The sequence below is a fragment of the Pseudomonadota bacterium genome (assembly GCA_039193195.1).
In the GTDB taxonomy this organism is placed as follows: domain Bacteria; phylum Pseudomonadota; class Gammaproteobacteria; order Steroidobacterales; family JBCBZW01; genus JBCBZW01.
This window is the reverse complement of the sequence record JBCCWS010000014.1, coordinates 66,181-89,282: the sequence shown is the minus strand read 5'-3', so window position 1 is coordinate 89,282 and position 23,102 is coordinate 66,181. Positions and strand designations below refer to the sequence as shown.

Genomic DNA, 23,102 nt, shown 5'->3' with positions numbered 1-23,102 from the left:
ATGGTGACAGCAATGCGCTCGTGTTCGTGGAGATACAGCCCGCAGGGACTTCATCTTCGGCTTCGCAGTCACGAGCATCAACGGACGTTCCGCGCTGATACCGCCGGGGCCGGTAAGAGTGCTGCGGGCCGATATGGGTGAGAGGGCCGACTAGCTTAGACTGGTCCCGCAGGCTCTGAACTTGATCATGGTCGAGATGGGGCCGGGCGATGATCTGTTCGTGCTCTCCGACGATTCCCAGGGGATCGCTACTAGTTTGCTCGTCGATACGGGTGCAGGCGACGATAGCGTGTCGATCGGTGGGAGGGTTGGCACCGACCTTGAGATCATCAGCGGTGAAGGCTCCCTCGACGCGACGGTCAGCGATTTCTTCGCTGGGGAAAACGTGCGCATCGTCGGATCATCGGGCAACGACTCCATTACGCTACGCGAGGTGAATGTCTCGCGTTGAGCGTGCTCACCCTCGACGGTGACGATAATGTCACCATGAGCGATGTGTTGGCGTTAGCAACGCTTACGCTCGGCACCGGCGTGGGTGCTGATGCTGTTCGCGTCGAGTTTCTCGCTGCCACGGACGTGCTGCAGGTAAGTGTCGCAGATGGGAACGATGTCGTGGCGATGACCGATATTTTGGGGCTAGGCGACATCAACTTGCGCTTGGGCGCCGGCGAAGACGTGGCCAGCGGAACGCGGGTCGATACCGAGGGCGCAGTGCTCTTCGACGGCGGGCAGGGGGTCGACACGCTCACCTATAACGGCATCAGCGGCGAAGCGGGAACACAGATCGTGTCCTTCGAAGTGGTGCCGCCATGAGCGTGAAGTGGCCTGCTATTGGCCTCGCACTCGTGTTGGAGCCGGGCGCTCAGTCAGCGCATCCGGTCGCGTCGACCGACGCCAGCCAGTCGGGCGTAAACGACGAGGCGCATGCCGCGGGGGGCGTCTCTCCCAGCTGCGCTTCCAGGCCGCAGGTCTCGGCCAGCAAGCGGTTCGCCCGCTCGTAGGCGCAGGGGACGTAGTCGTACCAGCGCAGGCTTGCCAGCTGGCTCACGGCGGCGCTACCGTCGAGGCTGTCCGTATGCCAGGCGAGCACCGTGTCCCGCGCACCGTCGAAGGTGTCTCCATAGCGGGCCAAGGGAGCCTCCAGCACGTCGATCAGCGGCTGGGCGCGGGTGATCGACCGCCCTAGGCGCAGGGCCATGCGCACGCGCACCTGCTCCAGGTAGCGTCGGGCCGCGAGGTCCGCGGGCAACCCATCGGCCACGCCGGCGAGGGTCGCCAGGTGGCCGGGAATGGCATTGGCCTGGCTGCGATCTAAGGATCCCGACAGGTTGTACCAAAACAGCAGGGGCTCGCGGGCGTCGTACACGGCGCGATCGCGCGGGTTGAGGGCGATGTCCGGATTCACCTCATCGAACACGGCGGCGGCCAGGTTCAGCTGCTTCGCCATCATCAGGATCGACGCCTGACGTATCCGTAAGGTGTTGTTCACCACCTGCGCCTGGGGGTGATCGGCGATGAAGCGATCGATGCGTTCAACGCTCGCCAGCCAGGCGTCGTCGCCGTCGCTGCCCTCCGGGAGCAAGGTGGCGTCCGTGCTCACCGCGTCGATCGCGTCGCGGTCCGCGTTGGCCACCAGCGTATCCAACGAGGCGTTCGAGCTCTCGACGAGGCTGAGGACGGAGGCGTTCGAGCTCTCGACGATGGCCTCCACCTGCTCGGTGGTCACGCAGCCGCTGAGGCTGCCGGCGAGGATGCAGGCGCCGGCGAGGCACACGAGATGGGCGTTTTCCTGAAACATGTCGATTCCCTCGCGCGATGCGGCGCACCGCGGCTTGTGTCGCGTGACTACTGGGTCAGTTCTTGAGCGATCTCGCCCACCAGGCGAGCGAATTCCGGATTGTCGAAGGTGTGCACGCCGCCCTGGGCCCAGCGTCGCACCACCTGCGCCACCAGCACGGCAGCCTCGCGCAGCTCCAGGAGGCGGCCAAGCAAGGGTTTGGCCTCGCGCAGGGCGGCCTCTAGGGCCATGTCGAAGCGCTCGAGCAGGGTATCCAAGGGGTCAGCGCCGAGGATCGCCAGGCCATGGGCGGCCACCGCACTCATGAGGGCCTCGATCAGCTCGACCAGGGTCTCACCGCTGAATTGCAGCTCGCCCTCGGCGCCGGTGACCAGTCGGTCGAGCAAGCGCGCGAGCAGCTTGCTCGCAAGGGATTCGCGATCGGCGAACACGGCCACATCCTCGCGAAGGGCAAAGGTGAGTGCGATGAGCAGGCTGCGGGCCTGTTCCCCGGTCAGCTGTCGCGAGGCGAGGGCCTCGGCGAGTCCTCCCGCCAGGGTGGCGACGATGCGCGGATGGCGCGTGTCCAGCAGGCCGGGCGCTTCCTGCACGCCTTCGAGCAGGGCGAGCACACCGGCGCTCGCCAGGTCCGCAAAGGGGGGAATGCGACGCGTATCGACCAACACCTCGGCGAGGATGGCGCGCGCCCCGTCCGCGAGGAGCTGCGGTCGGTGACGGAACAGCTCGGGATCGGCGATCACCACGGCGAGCGCCGCGCGCACCGCGTCCACCACGGTATCGCGGCTGATCAGGTCGCGGTGCTCGGCGAGCAATACCCTTAGGAAGGCGCTCAGCGCCTGGGCGAGGGTACTGTCGTCGTCATCGCCGAAGTTCCATGGCGTCTCGAGTGCGAGCGTCATCAGCTCATCGAGGATGGCGCGCGCTTCGTCCAGGGAGAGGGAGAAGTCTTCCATCGCGCGGCCCAGGGCGCCCGCGGCGGTGGCGATGATCGGGCCGTGGCGACCGTGGGCCAGCAGTTCCGGTCGTGCGGCGAAGGTGACGAGGACGCGCTCCACGGCGGCTCCCGCCAGGGAGCGCAAGCTCGGGCGCGCGAGATCTCGCCCGAGCACCTGTTCGACCACCGCCTCGGCGGCGGCGGCCAGCAGGGCCGGTTGGCCAGCGAAGAGATCCGGTCGGGCGAGCACGCTATCCAGGGCAGCGCCGGCGACCCGACGCAGGCTTGCGCTGTCGAGCAAGCGGGTCTGCGGCAAGCGTAGGGCGTCCAGCAAGGCTTGCAGGGAGGCGTTGACCACATCCGTGTGACGACCGCCGAGCGTGCTGCCCTGTTCGGCCGCCCGCTCCACCGCCACCACGAGCAGGGCGCGGCTGTCTTCGCGGCTGAGCTTACCGTCTTGTAAGGCGTCCGCCAGGCTTGCGGCGAGGCGGCCGATCAGCACGGGATAGTCGGTGCCGAGGAGGTCGGGCTGCTGCGCCATCGTGCCGAGCACGCCATCCACAGCCACTTGCGTGAGCATGTCGCGACCGAGGGTCGGGGCAACGGCGAGCTCGCTAAGGATGTGGGTGAGCGCCTGGGAGATGAAGCGATCTTCGCGCCCGGCGAGCGTGGGATGGGTGGCGAGCGACCCTAGGGTGCTCTGCAGGAGCGACTGCACACCACCGGGGGTGAGCACCTGGGCGAGTCCTGCGTCGGCGGCGATATCGGCGAGCGAGCGCAGGAGTTCGTTGAGCCACGCGGAGCGTTTGCTCTCGTCCTGGAGCAGCACGGGATCGGCGGCCACGGCCCCGATCGCGGTCTCCACTGCAGCGGTGAGGGTGGAGACCTGCAGCACGTCGCGGCCGTCGAGGCCGGCCAGCGTGTCGATGGCCGCCAGCAGGGTGACGCGGGCGGCCGGTCGCGCGTCGCTCAAGAGCACGGCGCCGTTGGCCTGCACGGCATCGAGGGTGCCTTCGAGCAGGCCGCTCCAGTGCGCTTGCAGGAAGCCCTCGAAGCTCGCCTGGGTGCCGATCGTGTCGGCGGCGCTGCGCAGCACGTCGCCAGCGAGTTGCTCAAAGGCGGAGGCATCGTCGTCACTCAGGCGAGCGACGCGACGATCGAGCAGCGAGGCGACCAGTTGCGGGTAACCCTCGCCGCGCACGAGGCCGGTCACGAAGTCTTCGCCCTGCTGGTCACGCACGTTCGCCAGCACGGCGAGCAGGCCCGGTACCCAGCCGCCATCGATCCGCTCACCGAGCAACTCCGTGTGGTCGAGGGCGCCGTTCAGAGTGGCGCGCAGCACGTAGCGCAGGAGCTTGCCGGGGCCACTGGTGGCGTCCAGGCCGCCCTCAGGGTCGGCGAAGCGTGCGAGCGTCGCCTCGATTACCGGCCGCAGGGCGGCATCGTGCAGGAGGACGTCGGCGTTCTCCAGGGCGAGCTCGGCGGCCACCTCGATCACGGCCACGGCGATGCGCCACGGGGTGGATCGCTGCCGTTCGTCCTGTCCGGGCTCGAGGTAGTAAGCGGCGCGCAGGATGTCCGCATCGTCCAGGTTCCAGGCGCTGCGCTGGGCGTGTAGGCGCTGGCGGAAGGAACCGTCGGGATCAGACACGGTCCAGGTGATCGCGTCCGGTAGGTGCGCCTGCATAGCCGCCAGCAGTTCGGGTTCGGTGGCATCGGCGCGGCGAACGAGCGCATCCAGCGCCGCACGCTCATCGCCTAGGGGGTCTGGCTGCGCATTAGCCGTATCGCGCAGGTGCGTGAGGAGTGAGCCGACCATGCTCGGCGCTGACGGCGGTAGCAGTAGGGCGGCGTCGCGCAGAGCGAGGTCTGCGCGCAGGGCGGCGCTCTCTGCGCGCAGGTTGTCCACCCGATCGGTGAGGCGCGCGAGACCGCGAGCGACGGACAGGGCCGCGGCGACAACGTTCATCGAGACAGTCATCTATCGGCTCCCCGCGCGAGCGTCGCGCGTCGCTTTCCCCAGGGCTTCATCGGCGGCTTGACGGGCGATGGCGGCGGCGTCTGCGAGGTCGACGCCAGCGGCCGTGCCAAGCACCAGGTCGGCGGGTCGAGGGGGGGTGGGCGCGGCGGGTTCGCCCCTGGTCTCGGCGCTGGCTTTGGTCCTGTCTGCATCGCTACCCCGCGACCGCACGACGCTGCGCACCTCGAGGGCTCGGTTGACCACGCGCACCCAGAAGGGTGCGCCGAGCCCTGCCATCAGCCCGGCCAAGATCACGCCGAGGAACCACTTCACCATGCCGCCGGCGTCGACTCGCCAGGTGCGGCCGACGACCGTGCGGAACACCTGCCATTGCGAGGATGGGGCATTGGTGGCCGGGTCGACCCTGTTTACCGGCTCGGCGTCGGCCAGCGTGCTCGTCCGCCGAGCCGCGTTGGCGACCACGCGCAGGCAGCGCGGATCGGTCAGGTAGCCATCATCGCAGTAGGGGTAGCGGTTCCAGCCGATGGGAAAGTTGTCGACGAGCTCGCTCGCCACGCGGCGGCTTGCATCACTGGCCCTTGAGAACTCCTGGGCGGCTTCTCCTCGAAGGCCCTCGAGCTCGTCGACCAGCTTGCGTGCGTCCTCGGTGGGCGCGACCTCGCGAAGCGATTGAATGACCGATTGCATTCGTTGAGCGGCGGGCGGCTTTCGGGCCTGCCGAGCTCCGTCCGTGTCGGCCGCCGGGTTTACCGTAGCGTTGGCGAGCAGTGTCTCTTCCTGGTCGAGCACGCTGGCCCGCACGTCCGAATCGGTGAGGTAGCGGTTCAGGAGATCGAAGGCATCGACGTTGACGCCGAAGACCAGGGCGAAGGACGTAGCGACGGTGTACACGCGGCAGCGCCGGGTGAATTCCTCCGTGGCGCCAACGCCGATGGCGCTGTAGCTGTCCGTGAGGTCTTCTACGAAGGCATCCCATCGCCCGGGCCCGATCGTGTGCGCAACGGCCCGGCCAATGGTCGAGTCGGCGAAACGGCGCGCGAACTGTGGCTCGGGTAGGCTCTCCACCGCGTAGCGTGAGGCCAGCCAGCCGCGCCAGGCCCGTTGCAGTCGAAAGAACTGGCGGATTAGCAGGAACCGGCTTCGGGGCACCCCGAGGCAGCGCTGGACTCGGTCGATGCGCCGTGCCCGTAAACCGGTCTGCGCATCTAGGGGTGGGCGCAGTTGGGTGTCGTTTGCCCCGCTGGTGGATGCGGGGCTCACCTCATCTTGCGCCCTCGGTAGCGCCTCGTGGTAGGCCACCGGCAGCATCGTCATCTCGACGATGAACTCGGCCAGAGCGTTCTCTCTCGTGGCGCTGTCCGATCCGCCACCGAGCAGCGGGGCGATCTTGCTCGTGTACAGAGTGACCAGGGACTCGCGGAGTATTGCGGCGCGCCATCGGAAGGCGCGCTGCCAAATGCCTGTGAGCGCGGCAACTGCAGTGGCTAGCCCCAGCATGGTCAGGGCGAAGGCGAGAAACGCCTCGATCAGCGGCAGGAACCCATCCATTGGCGATGTCCTCGAGCGATTGAGCGCGCGTCGCCCTGGCTAGCGCGACGGCTTGAGTCTATCAGTAGCCCCTAGCGCTGATTGAGGTTCTACGACCTCAAGGGTGTTGGGTGAGCGGGACATGCCGACAGATGGGCGGACGGTTAGGTGGGACCCGCCGACGCAAGCGGTAGCGAGTGCGTGTCGTTGCCCTAAGCGCGCCCGATGCGACGAAGCGAGCCGAGCTCACGTCGTTCTTGGTCAAGCGCCAACGCCGACTCGCTAGACTTGAGCTTGGGCGATGGCGGAGGCAGGCGATGAAGGAACTACTAGCAGTGGCGTGTGCGGCGTGGACTGTGGCTGTGGCCACGCAGGCCGGAGCGGCGCAGCCGTCTGAGCCGACCAAAGAGGTCGTGATCGATGGCCTCGCAAGCCCTTGGAGCATAGCCTTCCTGAGCGAGAGCCAAGCGCTGGTGACCGAGAAGCAAGGCGATTTGCTTCGCGTCGACCTCGAAGCTGGGAAGGCGACCCGCGTTCCGGGGGTGCCGGCGGACCGCATCCGCGAGACCGTCGAGGGCACCCCTGGCGACAACAGCGGCTTGTTCGATGTCGTGCTGCACCCGAACTTTGCCGAGAATCGTTGGCTGTACCTCTCCTACGCGGCCCGCAAGGGAGACACGCGAGGTCTCAAGGTCGTGCGAGGCGAGCTGAGCTCTGGGGGACTCACCGACGTGCGCACCATTGCGAAAGTGAGTCCTTACACAGCTAACGAATATCATCACTATGGTGGTGGTTTGGCGTTCGGGGCGGACGGCAAGCTCTACATCACCGCTGGCGAGCGAGTGTTCCGCGAGTCGGACGAGCCGCCAGTGCCGATCGCTCAGGACGTTACCGATCTGCGCGGCAAGGTGCTGCGTCTGAACGACGACGGCAGCGTGCCCGAAGACAACCCCGACTTCGGCGTGGAAGGCGCGCCTGGCCTGTACGCCCTCGGCCTGCGCGCTGCCCAGGGCATCGCCCGTCATCCGCGCACGGGTGCGCTGTGGTTCTCCGAGCACGGCTCGCGCCAGGGCGATGAGATCAATGTACTCGCGCGTGGCGCCAACTACGGGTGGCCCGTGCGCACGGCAGGCACCTACCGCGACCGTGACTACGTGCCCCCAGCGATCAACAGCGATGGACTCACCTTCACCGCTCCTGCCTGGTCATTCGTGCAGACCGTGGCCCCTACTGGCCTCAGCTTTTACTTCGGCCGTGATTTCCCCGAGTGGACGGGCGATCTGTTGGTGCCCGGCTTGTCCCGGGGGAGCCTATGGCGCCTGCATGTCGATGGGACGCGCGTAGTGAGCGCGACCGCGCTGTTTGCTGAGGATCGCGTGCGCGCACGCAAGGTGGCCGTCAGCCCCGGCGGCACGCTCTACTTGCTCACGGATACGGTGTTCACCGTGAGCGACGATGGGGCCCTGCAGTACACGGGTGCGCCAGACGGCCAGCTCATTCGCATTGTGCCAGGGGTTGATTCGCGCTGAGGTCTCGACGCGTTTAGCGCGCAGCCTACGCCCTCTTCAGCGCTACTCCCTACTGTGCCTAGTAGCCCACCCGCGCGAACCCGTCGGCAAGACGGGTGTGATCCGCGGCCCACTAGGGATTAGTTGATGGAGCAACATTATTCAGCCGAATTCCTCGACCTTAACGCCTAAGAGGGTAGGGCCTACTCGGCCCATGGAACGAGATCTCGGGCCGATGATCGCCGGTGGACCCCCGTCGCGGCGCCGACATCACCCTCAACATCAGCGCCGTGATGTTTGACCCGGCGAACAACTTCGAGGAGATCATCAGCGCGGCTCCTGGCCAGGAGGTCACCGCATCACCGGCTTTGCCACCGCTGAGGACACGGCCATGATCGCCCGATTGATCGAAGTCCCCGCGCAGGCCGAGGCCAGCGTGGGTACTACGTCGGACGCCCTCGTCAGGGCGCTGATCGCCAACTAGTGGACCCCACGGGGGTAGCCAAATCAGCTGACCCTCCCGCCGTTTCCGCCCTGCGCCGGCGCCTCGTCAGTGGCGCTGGCGCAGGGGCACGAAAAAAAGTTTCACATGTAACGTCAGGTTTGCGAGGAGGGCTGCGAAGACCAGGGCACATTCACTCTCACCTGAGGAAACGACCATGTGCCTGCTCGACCTGCTCCCCCGTCTCTCACGCCCCTTCGCGGCCGCCTCAATGCTTTGTGCTGCCCTGCTGAGTGGCCTCGTCGCGGGTCCGGTTTACGCCCTCGATGAGAGCGATGAGCTGCAGCTCGGCAACTGGCGGGTGACGGGCGCCACCCCCATCGACGGGCAGACCGTGGAACTCTCCCTCACCGCCTCGCTCACCAACGTGGGCTCGGGCGAGTGGACTAACGCCGTCGCCACCAGCGACTTCATCCCTGGCTACGCCGAGGTGATCGACAACCGCCTCGACTTCGGCCCCATCCCGCCCTTCGCCACCACGCCGGCCAACGACGACATCGTCGTCCAGCTGCCGCGCGGCGCCATCGGCGCCCTGGTGCAGCAGCTGCGCGCCGGCACCGTGCCCTTCAATGTGAACGGCTACGACACGCTCGAGTTCTCCGTGCCCGTCGCCTTCGTCGACCGCGACACGGATTTGGTGTTCCTCCTCGGCGAGCCGGTCGGCGACAACTTCGTGTTGGAGTTCACCGCCTCGACGCCGCTCCTGGAGAGCCTCGCGCCCGGCATGGTGTTCATGGAGGACATCACCCCGGGCGGCTACCACGTGGTGGAGATTCCCTCCTCGTTGCTGCCCGGCGAGGTGGTGGACGTGCGCGAGTCGGGCAACAGCACCCTGGTGGAGCTGGCGCCAGTGAACCTGTTCGACGTGTTGGGTAGCGGCACGATCAACGCGGGCGTCGACTTCACCCCCGGTATCGAGAGCACGATCGGCAAGGATACCTACCTCACGCTCATGAACGGCTGCGTGGACGAGACCCACGAGCCGGACGACGGCGGTCTGGAGGAGCCCGTCGCGTGCACCTACGCGGCCCTGCCGATTCGCTTCAACGACGTGGACTTCGGCGCCGGCGTTACCGTGAGCGGTGAGATCCTCCTGCGCGCCAGCGGCATCAACCTCGAAGTGCGCCTGCGCGACGGTGAGCTGCACCGCATCGCCACCCGCATGACCTTCGGCTACGTGATCAACGCCCAGGTGAAGGCCACCGGCGATGCGGCCATCGCCGCTCAAGAGCAGCGCCTGTGGGGCCTCACCCTGCCGGCCTACACCGTGCTCCTTGGTGGTTTCCCGATCACCATTGCGCCGGACCTCGACCTCTACCTCGGCGCCGAAGCCAACCTCACGGCCGGCACCGTGTTCTCCGTCTCCCAGGCCACCGAAGTGGGCGTGGAGATCGGCTGGAACGACGGCCAGTACTTCGCCGAGCCCATCGCCGAGGCCGAGCCCATCACCTTCGCCACGCCCACCCTAACCTCCGACACGGGTGCTAATGCCAAGGTGTGGGCGGCGCTCGATGCGGGCCTGACCATCAACGGCGCCGCTGGCCCCTACCTGCGCGCCTCGCTCTTCGGCGATCTGTTCGTCAGCCCCGTGAACGACCCCTGGTGGGTGCTCGGCGGTGGACTGGAGCAGTCCGCTGGCTTCCAGATCTCCCTGCTCGGCATTGACCTGGCGAACTGGGAAGCTCCGATCGATCTGCAGCGCCTAGGGAACCTGACGGGCGTGCGTCCGCCCGTCGACGCGCACACCATGAGCCCGACTGCGCCCACCTCCGGCACTAACGTGCGCTGGGCCCAGGCCCTCACCACCGGTCCCGGCACGGGTGCCGTGGAGAACACTACCGTCGCCCCCTTGGCGGACGGCGCCACGGTGATCGCGGGCAACCGCGCCACCGCCGGCTTCCTCACCAAGGTCTTGGCCTCCGGTGACGTGGCCTGGGAGAAGGAGCTGGACGGCATCGAGCCGGTGCGCGTGGTGGAGCTCGACGACGGCGGCCTAATGGTCGCGGCCAACGGTCAGAACGACTCGTGGCTGATGCGCCACGACGCCGCCGGCAACCGCGAGTGGACCGTGAGCCACGACGTCGCCACGAAGTGCTTTGTCTTCGACATGGCGGTGTTCGAGGACGACCTTGGCCACCCCGCGTACCTCATGGTGGGCCGAGACACGGACGGACCGATCACCAACCGCGACCCGTGCGCCTACCGTCTCGACCACACGGGCAGCGTCGTGTGGGCTAACACCTACGCTAGCTCCGGGGCGGACTGGGTGGAAGCCGTTACCGCCACCAGCGATGGCCACTTCGTCATGGTAGGCAACACGGAGCACGACGTCGGCACCCTGCGCTCGCAGAACGCCCTCGCGATGAAGATCGATCCGCACGGTGCCCTGCTGTGGGCCACCGCCTTCGGCTCCAAGGCATCCTCTGAGTTCGAGAGCGTCACCGAGCTCGAGAACGGCACGCTGATCGCTGTCGGCGGCCTGCTGGGCACGGTGGTCGATCTTTACCCTGCCCTGTGGGTGGTCAACATCGAGCCCCAGTACGGCGGGGCCATCGCCAACGTGATGCTGGCTCAGGACTACGAGTGGGAAGTGTTCATCGACAGCACCTCCGATGCGACCATGCCCGGCTGGGTCCCCACCAGTGGCGGTAACACGCCTCACGACCTGGCCCACTCGGTCACGGCTGTGCCCGGCGGCGTGGTGCTGGCGGGCTCCACGGGCCTTGGCGACGGCACCGCCATGTGGGTGGCGAGCCTGAACCCGAGCCTCGGCGTGAACTGGATGACCACCTACGATGGCAGCCTTGGCGATGAGCTGCACGCGGCCATCTGGATGGACGACGGCCTCGTGGTCGCCGGCCCTTCGCGCTCCTTCGTGCCCCTGGGCACGGGCGGTGACGATGCGCTCTACGTGGCCAAGCTGCCGCGCGAAGGTCTCATCGACTACACCGCTGGCGTGAGCAACGCGACATCGCGCTACCTGCAGCCGCTGGTGTTCCGCACCGCCGGTCTGCCGGACTTCGACGGCGGCGACTTCGCCGACCCGGTAGTGCCCTTCGTGGTCACGCCGGCGGTGCACAGCCTGGGCGCCGCTGTGCCGCAGGCGGTCACGGACGTGGCGTCGACGGTAACGCGTCTCACCGACTGACGGATCGACGTTGGTTGACCCACGTGGCGCGGGCATCCTCAGGGCGCCCGCGCCTTGTCGTTTCGCGCGTTCTGATACCGCTCGGCCCGATTAGGTTAAGAACGCGGTCGCTACCGTGTGCTGGCGCATACGCTGCCTGAGGTCAATCCGGTATGCTCTGGACGCAGGGCCGATGACCCATAAGCGAGAGGATGACGGCGCAAACCCCAGAAGCACTGGAACAAGAGCGGGAAGCCGTACGAGCGGTGGAACTTGCCCTTGAGCGGGACGTGGTCGGTCAGCGGCAGTGGTTGGAGAGTCAACCATTGCCGGATGCCGTACGGCGTCGAGCGTTGGATCTACTAGCGCGCGTGTCAGCCCTCGCGCCGCAGGATGAGCGCCCGCCGCGGATTGCCCACGGCGTGTCGGCGCCTCCTGGCACGCAGATTGGTGACTATACGATCGAAGGCCTATTGGGCCGAGGGGGTATGGGCTCGGTCTACCTGGCCTATCGCCAGCACGAGGCAGTGTTCCAGCGGGTGGCACTCAAGCTGCTGAACCAGAGCTTCTCTCACGCCAATGAGCAGCGCTTCCTAGTCGAGCAGCAGGCCTTGGCGCGTCTGCATCACCCCTACATTGCTGCCTTCGTCGACGTGGGGGTCTCGGCAGATGGCCTCAACTACTTCGCCATGGAGTACGTGGAAGGTGAGGATATCTGCACCTACTGCTATCGGCAGCAGCTTAGCGTGAGCGAACGCATTGAGCTGTGGTTGAAGGTCAGCGACGCCGTGCGTTCCTCCCATCGCAAGCTGATCATCCATCGGGATATCAAGCCGAGCAACGTGCTAGTCACTGAGAACGGCGTGCCCAAGCTGATCGACTTCGGCGTGGCGAAGAACTTGGAGGAGCAGGACTCGGAGTTGACCAGCGCCTTCGGCGCGCAGCTGACGCTGGACTACGCGAGCCCCGAACGCATCAGTCAAGGTGACACGTCCACTGGCGAGGATCAGTATGCGCTGGCGGTGCTGCTCTACGAGTTGGTGGCAGGCATCAGGCCGTTCCAACGTGCCTCCTCAAACATGATGGCGCTGCTGGACAAGGTGATGCAGGAAGAGGCGCCCGCCCTCTCGCAGCGATTCGACGGTGAGGCACCTGCCAGGCGTGCGGCGATCGCCGCCGCCCGCGGCACCACGCAAGCGGGGCTGCGTCGCTTGCTGAACTCCGATCTAAACGCCATCGTCCATCGCGCTCTGGCCAGTGACGACACGCGCCGTTACACATCCATCGACGCGATGACCGCGGATCTGGAACGCTTTCTAAAGGGCGAGCCGGTGAGCGCGCGGCCATCCTCCGTGTCCTACCGCCTGCGCCGCTTCGTGGGGCGCCACAAGGTGGGCGCACTGGCGAGCGCGCTCGTCATCGGCGTGGTCTTCGCCTCGTTCTTGGTCGTGCTCGATCAGGTTCGCCAAGCGCAACAGCAGCTGGCGCGGGCCAACGCCGTGGCCGCTTTTATGAGCGACATCTTCAAGGCGCCGAGCAATCGTTGGAGCAGCACCTTGCGCCTGGGCGTAAACGCCACGATGCGCGAGGCGCTGTTGGCTGCTTCGGTGCACCTCGAAGATAGTCGTGACCTGCCCGTCGCCACCCGCGTGGAGCTGATGGTGGCGCTGAGTGAGTCGCTCAGCATCTGGGCCCTGGGAGAGCAGGCCGTGGCACAGGCCCGCGCCGCCACCGTGCTCGCCGATGCCGAGTTACCGGCGAGTCACCCAATGCGGGAGCTGAGCTACATCAACATGTCGATCGTCTCCAACATCCACGGCAGCCCCGAAGCGTTAGCGGAGGCGCCCAAGTTCGCGCAAGCCTCGATCGACTGGTTGGAGACTTACGATCCCACCAACTACGCGCGCTTAGCGTCCTCCGTAGGCGACCTTGGCTATAACAGATCGAAGTTGGGTGATCACGCCGCTGCCATCGCGTACTACGAGCAAGGTTTCGAGTACTGGGAGGCATCGGGCGGTGCGGACGTGCATCCCTTGCGCGCCCTGGCCTTGGGCTTGCTCGGCTTCTCCGCCCTGCAAGTGAACGACTTGGAGAAGGCGCACGCAGCGCTCGAGGAATCCTACGAAGTGTATGAGGTGCTCGCGGGTACGCCCATCGCCGAGTGGACGATCACCTACCCCTACCTCGCCATGCTCGAGATGGCGCGCGGCGAGTACGGCAAGGCGCAAGAGGTGATCGAGCGCACCCTGTCCGTGAGCGATCGGGATTATTCGGACGGTGTCGGCGAGTACCGCAGCCGCGCGCTCTCCGTGCTGTTCTATCGTCAGCTCGGCATGCACGAGGAGGCGGATGCGCAAGAGGGCGCGCTTGCGCGAGATCCCGCCGCCGCCACCGGCGATCTCCTGTACCAGCTCTGCCTGACCCTGGCGCAGACCGTCCAGCAGCTCAACCTGGGTGCCGCAGAGGATGCCCGAAGCACCCTCAAGGCCCTGGCCGAGCAGCCGATCGACGAAGCACCCTGGTACCTCTACGGCACCTATCTAAGCCTGTACCGTGCCGCCTTTGGCGAGCAAGAAGCGCGGCTCGCTGAGGTGACCGAAACCCTACAGCGTCTGGTCGCCAAGCACACGCTCGAGAACTCATTTCTGGTCGATCGATACGCGCTGAGCATGCCAACGCTGCCGGCGGAGTAGCGAGCAGTCTTTCGCTGGCAGTATCCATCCACCACTTCATCGTGTTCGCCCTAGTGCTGGGACGCCCGAGGCGCAAGGTTCTTTGGCGTTCGTGAGTCATGCGGATCGTCTGTCCTTTGCGAAGTCTCGGGCGGTACCCTATCGTTGGTTCACGCCTGTTCGGACGCACCGCCTGTGTTTACCCTGAATGTCAATGGCGTCGATCACGAAGTCGACGTCGCCGGTGAGATGCCCTTGCTCTGGGTGCTGCGAGAGGAGCTTGGCCTCGTGGGCACAAAGTACGGCTGCGGCGTCGGCTTGTGCGGCGCGTGCAGCGTGCTCCTCGACGGGCAGGCAACGCGTGCTTGCGCAATCCCAATCGCTGGCCTGCGCGGCAAGGTCACCACCATAGAGGGGATCGGCACGCCCGCCGCGCAGCACGCCGTGCAGGCCGCTTGGATCGAGCACCAGGTCGCCCAGTGTGGCTACTGCCAGCCCGGTATGGTGGTGTCCGCCGTTTCCCTGCTCTCGCGCAACCGTGATCCCAGCGACGCCGACATCGACGCGGCCCTCTCGGGCAACCTATGCCGCTGTGGCACCTACGTGCGCATCCGCGAGGCGGTCAAGTCGGCAGCGGCCAAGCTTCGGGAAGCGCACGCATGAACACTACCCGGCGGGTATTCCTGCTCGGCTCGGCGGCGGTGGTCGGCGGTGTCGCGGTTGGCTACCACTGGCGCGATCGCTTACCGCGCCCCCTGCGCCCCCTGTCCCTAGCCCCCGGCGAGACCGCCCTCTCGCCTTACGTCATCATTGACCGCGAGGGGATCACCCTGATCGCGCCGCGAGCGGAGATGGGGCAGGGTATTCACACCACCCTGGCCGCGCTGGTGGCCGAGGAGCTCGACGTCACCCTCGAGCAGGTGCGCGTGGCGCACGGGCAGGCGTCCGAGCACTACTCGAACAACGCGCTTTACGGCGAGCCGCGGATCGCCGGGTGGGCCCACAGCGGCCCAACCCAGGCGACGGGAGCCCAGTCCTCCTCCCGCGATGCCTTCATCAAGATGCGCAAGGCGGGCGCGGCAGCACGGGCGGTGTTGTTGGAAGCGGCGGCGGCGCGTTGGGGAGTGCCTGTGGGTGGCCTCTCCACCGCGGCGGGTGTCGTGCGCGACGGACACGGCAACTCGTCGACCTACGTCGAGCTCGCCCAGGAAGCGGCCGCCTTCACGCCGCCCGCCGATCCGCCTCTCAAAGCGCCGGCTGAGTGGCGACTGCTCGGCACCTCCCTGCCTAGGGTGGACATGGTGTCCAAGTGTACGGGCACCGCGCAGTACGGCATCGACGTGATGCTGCCGGACATGCTTTTCGCCACGGTGAAGCGCAACCCTCACCTAGGCGGGCGCATGCTCGCCTTCGATGCGAGCCGCGCCCAGGGCATGCGCGGTGTTCGTCGCATTATTCCGATGGACAATGGGCTCATCGTCATCGCCAGCAACACCTGGTACGCGATGCAGGCGATCGAGGCGGTCGATTTCGATTGGGCCCCCGCCTCGCATCCGGACTCGACGCAGGGTCACCGCGCGCGCGTGGAAGCGGCCTTCGACGGCGAGCCGTACGCTCGACCACGCGACACTGGGGATGTGGACGGAGCCCTCGCCAGCGCCGAGGGGGACGTGCTCGAGAGCGCTTATCGCGTGCCCTACCTCGCGCACATGACGATGGAGCCGCTAAACGCGACCGCGTTGCTGAGTGATGACCGTCTCGACATCTGGGCGGGCAATCAGTTCCCGACCCTCGCCGTGCAGGTGGGCGCCCATCTCACTGGGCTTCGTGAGAAGGCCGTGAACGTGCACACGCCCTACCTGGGCGGTGGGTTTGGGCGGCGCTTCGAGATGGACGATGTGCAAGCGGCGGTGATCGCGGCGCGCGCCGTCCCCGGTACGCCGGTGCGGGTGACCTACAAGCGGGAGGAGGACATCAGTCACGATACCTACCGCCCGATGGCCTCGGCACGTCTGCGCGCCGCCGTAGTCGACGGCAAGCCTAACGCCATCGATGTGCACCTCTCCGTGCCCTCGCTGTTTACCTCGGGCAACGAGCGCCGTCATCTCATCGCGGGCGATCCATCCAAGGGGGTCGCCGAGCGGGATCAGTCCATGGCGATGGGGGCTAAGGGCGCTCGCTATCGAATTGCGAACCTGCGAGTGACTACCTATCGCCCTGATAAGCTACTGCCCGTGGGGTGGTGGCGCTCCGTTGGCGAATCGCAGAACAGTTTCTTCGTCGAGTCCTTCATGGACGAGATTGCCCAAGCGCTGGGTCGAGATCCGCTCGATATGCGCCTGTCGATGCTGGAACACGCGCCCAGCCGCCAGGTGCTCGAGAGCGTGGCGGAGATGTCGAACTGGGGCAGTCCCCTGCCGCCTGGGCATGCGCGCGGGCTGGCCTTTGCCCCTTCCACCGGGGCGCCTGTCGCCGAGGTGATCGAGATCAGCGTTGAGCAAGATGTCGTGCGCCTGCATAAGGCCTACGCAGCTGTCGAGGTGGGAGTCGCACTCGACAGGCGTAACATCGAGGGCCAGGTGCAGGGTGCGATGTTGTTCGGTCTGAGCGCCGCCATCTTCGGTGAGGTCACGATCGATGGGGGACGGGTGAGCAAGGCGAACTACCACGACTACCCGCTGCTGCGCTTTGCGCAGGCGCCAAAGACGCTCGAGGTGCGCGTGCACGAGAGTGCAGAGCGCCTCTACGGCGTCGGAGAAATCGGCGTGCCGTCCGCCGCGCCAGCCCTCGCCAATGCGATCTTCGCTGCCACTGGACAACGCCTGCGCGAACTGCCCCTCAGCCGCCACTTCCGCTTCGTATAGTCTGCCGGGCCCTGCGTCCGTTGCACGACCCGATATACTCCGCGGCATGGAAATCGCGGAGATACTAGCGGCGCTCCTGCTGCTAATGGTCTTGGTGGGGGCGATCGCCGGTTTCGTCGCGAACGCGCGGATCGGACGCCTGCAGCGAGAGGTCACGTCACTCCGAGCCCACGGGCAATGGCTCGCGCGTGCGGTAGAGTCGATGGGGCGCGAGGAAGCGCCATCCCCGGCGTCACCACCCGCAGCGGCACCAGCGCCGAGCGCTGCGAGTCCCGCGCCCACGGGGCCGACGCCCACGCCGGACCTTCTGCCCACGGCGCCAAAGGCGTCGCCGACTCATGCGGCGTCGGTGCAGGCCCGCCTCGACGCCTTGCGGCAGCGGCAGCGGCAGGCGGACGATGCGGCGGCGGGCGAGGCCGGCAGGCCCATCTTGGACGAGCGCTGGGGCCTGCACCTGCAGCAACACTGGATGACCTGGCTCGGCGGGGCCTGTGTCGCCCTCGCCGGCATCTTCCTCGTGCGCTACTCGATGGACCGCGGTTGGTTGGGCCCGCTCGCGCGGATCGTGGCGGCGCTCGCGACCGGCGGTGCGCTGCTCGGCGTAGCCGAGTATCTACGCCGCCGCCAGGGCGGCGCTCAGCCCGCCCTGGCGGCCCTTGCCGGCGCCGGCTGTATCACCCTCTACGGCGCCCTCCTGGCGGCGATGCGCCTATACGATTTGATCGGTCCCGGTGCGGCCTTTGGCGCGATGGCCCTCGTGGCCCTGGGCACGATGGGCCTGGCCCTGTTGCACGGTCCGGTGCTGGCCGCCTTCGGCATGCTGGGCGCGTACCTGGTGCCGATCTTCGTCTCTACGGGCACGGGCGATGTGCGCATCGTGTTGATCTACGCGCTCATCATTTCAGCCAGTGCCTTGCTCCTGCTGCGCTACGTCTATCGCCCCTGGCTCTGGTGGGGGGCGGTGGCGGGAGCGCTGGGGTGGTGGCTTCTGTCGTTGGGCGCCAGCGGTGCAGACGGCCTGCGCACGGCGTACCTCACTGCCTTCGCCTATTTGGTGGCCGCCGCGCCCACGGGCGACTGGCGATTGCATCGAGACTACCCACAGCCCGAAGGCAGCCACCACCCGCTGAAGGCGCTGCGAAGCCTCGATACGAAGGAGCGCGACGCGGTGCTCACCCACGCCCTCGCCGCGCTCGCCACGGGGCTGTCCATCCTGGCTAACCCGAGCGTTGCGTCGCCTTGGTGGCTCGGGTTGCCTTTCTTCGCCTTCACGCTCTGGCTCGCGCGCCATCGCGACGCCGTGTTCCTGGTCCCTTGGGTCACGCTGCTGGTGATCTTAGGCGCCTGGCTGCTCGCCTTCGTCGACGCTGAGAACGAGGTGTTCACCCTGCGTGCGATCGGGCCCGAATCAGCCAATACGTTCCTTGTCTACCTGGCGCTCTATGCGCTGCTCAGCGTGGGGATGGGGCTGTGGTTGTTCGTTGTGAAGACCTCGCGCACGGCGGCCTGGGCCTCCCTGGCGACCCTCTCCCCGGTGCTCCTCATCACCCTGGCCTACCTGCTGCTCGCCCGGCCCGATGGCAACACCCAATGGGGCGTCCTGACGCTGATGCTCGGGCTGGTCTACCTGGCGAGCGGCTCGTCGGTTGTGCGAAAGCCCCGCGTCGATTCCCTCGCCGTGTGGCTGTTCATCGCCGGACACTTCGCCTTGGGCGTGGCGGCCACCATGATCTTCGATGCCGCCAGTCTCACGCTCGCGATAGCCGCGCAGCTGATCTCCTTGGCCTGGGTAATTCGTCGCTTCGCGCTGCCCGGCCTCGGGTGGCTGTACAAGCTGGTGATCTCGTTTGTGATCGTACGCTTGACCTTCAACCCCTGGTTGGCGAGCTACCCCGTGGATATGCACTGGTCCCTATGGACCTACGGGGGCGCGGCCCTGTGCGCAGCCTTTGCGGCCCATTGGCTGCGTTCCCAACCGGCGCTCGGGCGTTGGGCGGAGGGGGCGGCCCTGCACCTTGGCGTGCTCACGGTGTGGAGCGAGATTCGCTACCAGCTCTACGACGGGCTCGTCTACGCCCCGCGCTTCGAACTAACGGAGGCGGCCCTCGCCATGGTGTTCGCTGGGGCGATGGGGCTCGTCTACCACCATCGCGCTAAGCGCAGCGAGACGCTCGCTCGGGTCTTCCGTGCCTACGGGCACGTGCTGGTGGCGGTGGCGCTCGTGCTCTATGCAGTCACCGCGCTGTGCACTGTGCTGGGCGTGCCTTGGGTGTACGAGAGCATCGGCCAGACCCGGGTGATCAATCTGCTGCTGTTGCTGTTCGGGGTGCCCGTCCTGCTGGGGCTCGCCTACCGGCGCTGGTACGCGCCGCCCTGGCGCGAGCCGGCCACCGCCTTTACCGGCGTCTCCGCGCTAGCGTTCGTGACCGTGGAGATCCGTCACCTCTTCACCGGGACCGTGCATCCGTCGCGACCTCAGATCGAAGGTGCCGAGCTGTACACCTACTCGGTGGTGTGGCTAGCAATGGCCCTAGCGCTATTGCTAGGAGGGCGCTGGCGCCTGGGGCCGCAGGCGTATCGCGCTGGCCTGGGGTTGCTAGGTCTGGTGATCGCCAAGGTGTTCCTGATTGACCTGTCCGACCTCGACGGGCTGCTGCGGGTGGCGTCCTTCATGGGCCTCGGTCTGAGCCTGCTGGGGGTCGCTTACCTGCATCAGCGCCTGGGAGAGGGGGTGGCAAGCACGACCAGCTGATGCCACCCAGCAACGCTATTCCTGCGCGATCGCTGCCAGCACCTCCTCGACGGGCTTAGCTCCCAACAGCATGCGCCCGTCCTCTAGATAAAGCGTGGGCGTATTCGATGCGCCGAGGCGTCGTGCCAGGGCGATGTGCTCATCGATGGGATGCTCACAGCTGGCGTCTGCATCCGCGAACTCCTCGCCGTTCATGGCGGCCGTGATCGACGCTTCTGGATCCTTGCTGCAGGCGGCAGCGACAGCTTTGCGGTAAGACCCTGAGCCCTTGCCCGAGCGCGGCAGCATCACGTAGCTCACGTCGATGCCGGCCTCTCGGTAGCTGGCGAGGTCCTGATGCAGGCGCCGGCAGTAGGGGCAGTCGATGTCTGTGACCACCGTCACCCGGTGCTTCGCGGGCGCGGCCGGGTAGCGGTACAGCGACGCCTCGGCGGTGTCTTCTAGGATGTCGCGGCGAGCCACTGCCATGCGCGCCTCCGTGAGATTCTCCCGGTCGGCGACGGAGATCAGCGGGCCGCCCAGGAGGTATCGACCGTCGTTGGAGACGTAGAAGACCTGCGTGCCGAAGGCGACCTCGCTCATGCCGTCGACGGCGGACGGCGTGATCACGGGCGCGGGGTAGTTGGGAAACAGCTCGGCGAGGGCGGCCTCCAGGGCCTGCGGATCGGGGGCTGCGCGGGCCACGCTGGCGAGGGCGCTGAAGGCGAGTAGCAGGGTGAGGAGGTGTTTCATCGTGGGCTCCTGAGCCGTTTGTTGTGGCCTGAGTATCCAGCTAAACCCGTCGCTGTAGCAGCTAAATTCACGCGAAAAGGACCTAAAAAGATCTCAATTCCACGCATTGTGGGGATGGCCTCTCGCCTTCACGCGTCTCGGCTGGACATATGGGACGCGGTCACTACACTGTGCGCCTCGCCCAGGTGCGCCCGCTGCGGCGCGGCCTGATTGGAAGGCGCCGCGTCCCCTCAATCCGCTTCAGGAGCTAAACCGCCGGTGAGCGAGACAAGCCCCCGCGAAGGCTCCGTACTTGGGCGCATCGGCCGCAACGCCGGGTTCCTGGTGAGTGCGAAAGGTGCGGGCGCCGTGTTTGGGCTGTTGTACCTGTCCCTGGCGGCGCGTGCCCTCGGTGCGGCCGATCTCGGCATCGTACTGCTCACCCACAGCGTGGTGGTGACGATCCGCGAGATTGCCTCCTTCCGCTCCTGGCAGGTGCTGATCAACTACGGCGCCACCTACCTGAAGGCCGACGACCTTCCGCGCTTGCGCCACCTGCTGCGCCTGACCAGCGCGCTCGATATGGTGGGCGCGGTGCTCGGAGCTGCGGCCGGCGTGGTGGCCATCCTGCTGTTCGCTGGCGTTCTCGGCATCGAGGCCGAGTACCAGCGCATGGCCCTCATCTACTGCGTCACGTCCCTGATCGCCCTGCGCTGGACGCCGATCGGGCTCTTACGCACCTTCGACCGCTTCGATATTCTCGCTCGCCAAGCGCTGGTGGTGCCGGTGATGCGCACGATCGGCGTGGCCGTGGGTTGGTACTTCGATTGGCCCCTGCTCTACTTCATCGGCGTGTGGCTGGTGAGCGATGCGACCGCGTCCCTCGTGCTGATCGCTCTCGGCTGGCGGGAGCTCAACCGCCGAATGCCCAACCTGAACTGGATGAGCGGTGAACGCCGCAAGGACCACGAGGGCATCTGGCCCTTCATCGCCTGGGCCAACCTGCAGTCGACGGTGGCGGCGATCGCCCTCAATGCGCCGGTAATCTTGAGCGGGGGCCTCGTGTCGTCCTCTGCCGCTGCCTACGTCAAGGTGAGTCAAGAGCTAGCGAATGTATTGGCCAAGCCGGCGCAGCTGCTCGGTGATGTGATCTATCCGGAGGCGGTGAGAATTCGAGCGGACGGCGACGTGGCGCGCCTGCGCGCAATGCTGTTCCGCTTGACGGCCACGGCCGCGGCGATCATCGGCGCCGTCGTGCTCGTGGGGTCCTTGGGTTCGGAGCAGATTCTCGGTGGCTTGTTCGGCGCCGAGTATCGCGAAGCTGCCATGGTGCTCACGATGTTCTTGATCGCCGGTGGCGTGTTGGCGCTCGGGCTGTGTTGTGAGTCTACCCTGTTCGCCCTCAGTCGCCCGCGCGAGGTGTTCCTGTGCCGCGCGGCGGCCACCGCGATCCTGGTGGTGGGTATCGCCACCATGGCAGGCCAGCGAGGCGCGGAAGGCGTGGGCCTGGCGATGCTCGCCTACGCCGTCTCCGCCAGCATACTGCTGTGGAGCGCGGCGCTACGTGCCCTCAGGCAGCAGGAAATCGCCTAGGCCAGCCAGTCCTCGCGCCGGCGATACGGGGTCGGCAGCAGGATGGGATCCAGGCACAGGTCATCGCGCCCAAGTTGGCTCGTGCGAGGAGTGATCGCTGCGCAGTGCGTCGGCACCGTATCGTCCGCGAGCGCCGGAGGGTTAGGACGACCTACAGCGCTCGCTTCGCCGGGAGCCTCAAGCCCCAGCTCCATGGCGATGGACTCCACACGCGCCTCTATCGCCATCGCTGCGCACGCGTAACCCGCCTCTCTAGCGTTCCCTGCGGCGCTCCTCGCCAAGTCCAGAGCCCAGCCCTGGCGCCCCTGCGCCAGGGCTGCTCGGCTGAGCACATCTAGGGCGGCGACCAGCAGGTAGCCGTCGTCCTGGGACTGCGCCAGCTGCATGAGCGTGTTGGCCTGTTCGCGGGCCGCGGCGATATTGCCTTCGGCAAGGGATGCCTCTGCCGCCATCAGCTGGGCTTCCAGGAAGGCCGGGTGCTCTTGGCTGGCGAGGGCGAAGAACTCGCTGGCGGCGCTGAAGCGATCCTGCTCCAGGTGCTCCATGCCGATCGAAAAGGCCTGCAGCGCGGGCAGCATGGGAGTGGCCTCGACGTGCCCCGCGATTGGCGTCGACGCCACAGGGCGGGCGACGAGGCCGAGCCACGCCGCAGCGTTGGCCAGCACCATCAGCGCCAGGCCGGCCGCGTAGGCCAGCCGCGGCCTCACCGTGGGGCCGACCTCCTGGTTGAGCGGGTGCACCCAGGCGTAGCCCAGGTTCGGGTGGGTGCGAATGGCGTCGAGCGGTTTGAGGGCTGCGCGGAGCTCCGAGATCGCCTGAAACAGACTCTGGTCTTGCACGTGGCTGCGCTGCCAGACCCGTTCGATCAGGTCCGCTTTGCTCACCGCTTGCCCCGTGTGCGCGAGCAGCACGCCCATAAGCACGGCGGTTTTCGGGCGTAAGGCAACCAGTTCATCGCCCCTACGCAGTTCGAGGCGCAGCGCGTCGAAGCGCCACTCGGCGAATCGATACTCCCTCACGGCAACTCTCCCCAGGTTGCATGGCTTGCTCCCCGTTTGAGTCATCTGTCGACTCAACGTTCCGTGGACGCGCCAGTGGGGGATCCTGGCGATGCGGTCAACGAAGGCGCAAGC

At 66.9% G+C, this 23,102-nt stretch carries 15 protein-coding genes; 10 read left to right on the top strand and 5 right to left on the bottom strand.

Features of this window, described 5'->3' with window-relative positions:
- Positions 1–181 precede the first annotated feature (181 nt).
- Positions 182–451 carry a hypothetical protein gene (locus tag AAGA68_13375; GenBank protein MEM9386050.1) on the top strand — a complete coding sequence of 90 codons (270 nt, stop codon included), beginning with the start codon at positions 182–184 and terminating at the stop codon, positions 449–451.
- Positions 448–813 carry a hypothetical protein gene (locus AAGA68_13370; GenBank protein MEM9386049.1) on the top strand — a complete coding sequence of 122 codons (366 nt, stop codon included), beginning with the start codon at positions 448–450 and terminating at the stop codon, positions 811–813. Before AAGA68_13375 ends, AAGA68_13370 begins: the two co-directional genes overlap by 4 nt.
- A gap of 49 nt (positions 814–862) precedes the next feature.
- On the opposite strand, the gene AAGA68_13365 is transcribed toward AAGA68_13370, so the two are convergent.
- Genes AAGA68_13365 through AAGA68_13355 form a run of 3 tightly spaced genes read right to left on the bottom strand, consistent with a single transcriptional unit; the run spans position 863 to position 6,261 of the window.
- On the bottom strand, positions 863–1,798 hold the full coding sequence (locus tag AAGA68_13365) for a hypothetical protein (protein MEM9386048.1): 936 nt from the start codon (positions 1,796–1,798) through the stop codon (positions 863–865).
- Between the two features lie 47 nt (positions 1,799–1,845).
- Positions 1,846–4,713 carry a hypothetical protein gene (locus tag AAGA68_13360; protein ID MEM9386047.1) on the bottom strand — a complete coding sequence of 956 codons (2,868 nt, stop codon included), beginning with the start codon at positions 4,711–4,713 and terminating at the stop codon, positions 1,846–1,848.
- Entirely contained in the window at positions 4,714–6,261 is a 1,548-nt protein-coding gene (locus tag AAGA68_13355) for a hypothetical protein (GenBank protein MEM9386046.1), read from the bottom strand.
- Positions 6,262–6,557: 296 nt separating this feature from the next.
- Here AAGA68_13355 and AAGA68_13350 point away from each other — a divergent pair, with 296 nt between their 5' ends.
- The 7 genes from AAGA68_13350 to AAGA68_13320 all read left to right on the top strand — a co-directional run bounded on the left by AAGA68_13350 (position 6,558) and on the right by AAGA68_13320 (position 19,665).
- Positions 6,558–7,769: a PQQ-dependent sugar dehydrogenase gene (locus tag AAGA68_13350; GenBank protein ID MEM9386045.1), complete on the top strand. Its 1,212-nt coding sequence runs from the start codon at positions 6,558–6,560 to the stop codon at positions 7,767–7,769.
- Positions 7,770–7,993: 224 nt separating this feature from the next.
- Entirely contained in the window at positions 7,994–8,143 is a 150-nt protein-coding gene (locus tag AAGA68_13345) for a hypothetical protein (protein MEM9386044.1), read from the top strand.
- Between the two features lie 264 nt (positions 8,144–8,407).
- A complete protein-coding gene (locus AAGA68_13340) occupies positions 8,408–11,398 on the top strand; it encodes a hypothetical protein (GenBank protein ID MEM9386043.1) in 2,991 nt (996 codons plus the stop codon).
- A 191-nt stretch (positions 11,399–11,589) separates the two neighbouring features.
- Positions 11,590–14,070 carry a serine/threonine-protein kinase gene (locus AAGA68_13335; protein ID MEM9386042.1) on the top strand — a complete coding sequence of 827 codons (2,481 nt, stop codon included), beginning with the start codon at positions 11,590–11,592 and terminating at the stop codon, positions 14,068–14,070.
- A 174-nt stretch (positions 14,071–14,244) separates the two neighbouring features.
- Entirely contained in the window at positions 14,245–14,712 is a 468-nt protein-coding gene (locus tag AAGA68_13330; protein ID MEM9386041.1) for a (2Fe-2S)-binding protein, read from the top strand.
- Positions 14,709–16,913, top strand: a complete 2,205-nt coding sequence (locus tag AAGA68_13325; GenBank protein ID MEM9386040.1) for a molybdopterin cofactor-binding domain-containing protein — start codon at positions 14,709–14,711, stop codon at positions 16,911–16,913. The genes AAGA68_13330 and AAGA68_13325 overlap by 4 nt, the downstream gene beginning before the upstream one ends.
- A 46-nt stretch (positions 16,914–16,959) precedes the next feature.
- Positions 16,960–19,665 carry a DUF2339 domain-containing protein gene (locus AAGA68_13320; GenBank protein MEM9386039.1) on the top strand — a complete coding sequence of 902 codons (2,706 nt, stop codon included), beginning with the start codon at positions 16,960–16,962 and terminating at the stop codon, positions 19,663–19,665.
- Between the two features lie 15 nt (positions 19,666–19,680).
- Here AAGA68_13320 and AAGA68_13315 read toward each other — a convergent pair whose 3' ends face one another.
- Positions 19,681–20,397 carry a DsbC family protein gene (locus AAGA68_13315; protein MEM9386038.1) on the bottom strand — a complete coding sequence of 239 codons (717 nt, stop codon included), beginning with the start codon at positions 20,395–20,397 and terminating at the stop codon, positions 19,681–19,683.
- 258 nt (positions 20,398–20,655) lie between these two features.
- Between AAGA68_13315 and AAGA68_13310 the strand changes: the two genes are divergently transcribed.
- On the top strand, positions 20,656–21,969 hold the full coding sequence (locus AAGA68_13310; GenBank protein MEM9386037.1) for a lipopolysaccharide biosynthesis protein: 1,314 nt from the start codon (positions 20,656–20,658) through the stop codon (positions 21,967–21,969).
- On the opposite strand, the gene AAGA68_13305 is transcribed toward AAGA68_13310, so the two are convergent.
- Positions 21,966–22,988, bottom strand: a complete 1,023-nt coding sequence (locus AAGA68_13305) for a winged helix-turn-helix domain-containing protein (GenBank protein MEM9386036.1) — start codon at positions 22,986–22,988, stop codon at positions 21,966–21,968. The two genes, AAGA68_13310 and AAGA68_13305, sit on opposite strands and share 4 nt — an antisense overlap.
- Positions 22,989–23,102 lie beyond the last annotated feature (114 nt).

Bases quoted from the DNA above. Each gene is read 5' to 3' on its own strand.
- AAGA68_13365 (MEM9386048.1), bottom strand. From the start codon at position 1,798: ATGTTTCAGGAAAACGCCCATCTCGTGTGCCTCGCCGGCGCCTGCATC.
- AAGA68_13360 (MEM9386047.1), bottom strand. From the start codon at position 4,713: ATGACTGTCTCGATGAACGTTGTCGCCGCGGCCCTGTCCGTCGCTCGC.
- AAGA68_13355 (MEM9386046.1), bottom strand. From the start codon at position 6,261: ATGGATGGGTTCCTGCCGCTGATCGAGGCGTTTCTCGCCTTCGCCCTG.
- AAGA68_13350 (MEM9386045.1), top strand. From the start codon at position 6,558: ATGAAGGAACTACTAGCAGTGGCGTGTGCGGCGTGGACTGTGGCTGTG.
- AAGA68_13340 (MEM9386043.1), top strand. From the start codon at position 8,408: ATGTGCCTGCTCGACCTGCTCCCCCGTCTCTCACGCCCCTTCGCGGCC.
- AAGA68_13335 (MEM9386042.1), top strand. From the start codon at position 11,590: ATGACGGCGCAAACCCCAGAAGCACTGGAACAAGAGCGGGAAGCCGTA.
- AAGA68_13325 (MEM9386040.1), top strand. From the start codon at position 14,709: ATGAACACTACCCGGCGGGTATTCCTGCTCGGCTCGGCGGCGGTGGTC.
- AAGA68_13320 (MEM9386039.1), top strand. From the start codon at position 16,960: ATGGAAATCGCGGAGATACTAGCGGCGCTCCTGCTGCTAATGGTCTTG.
- AAGA68_13315 (MEM9386038.1), bottom strand. From the start codon at position 20,397: ATGAAACACCTCCTCACCCTGCTACTCGCCTTCAGCGCCCTCGCCAGC.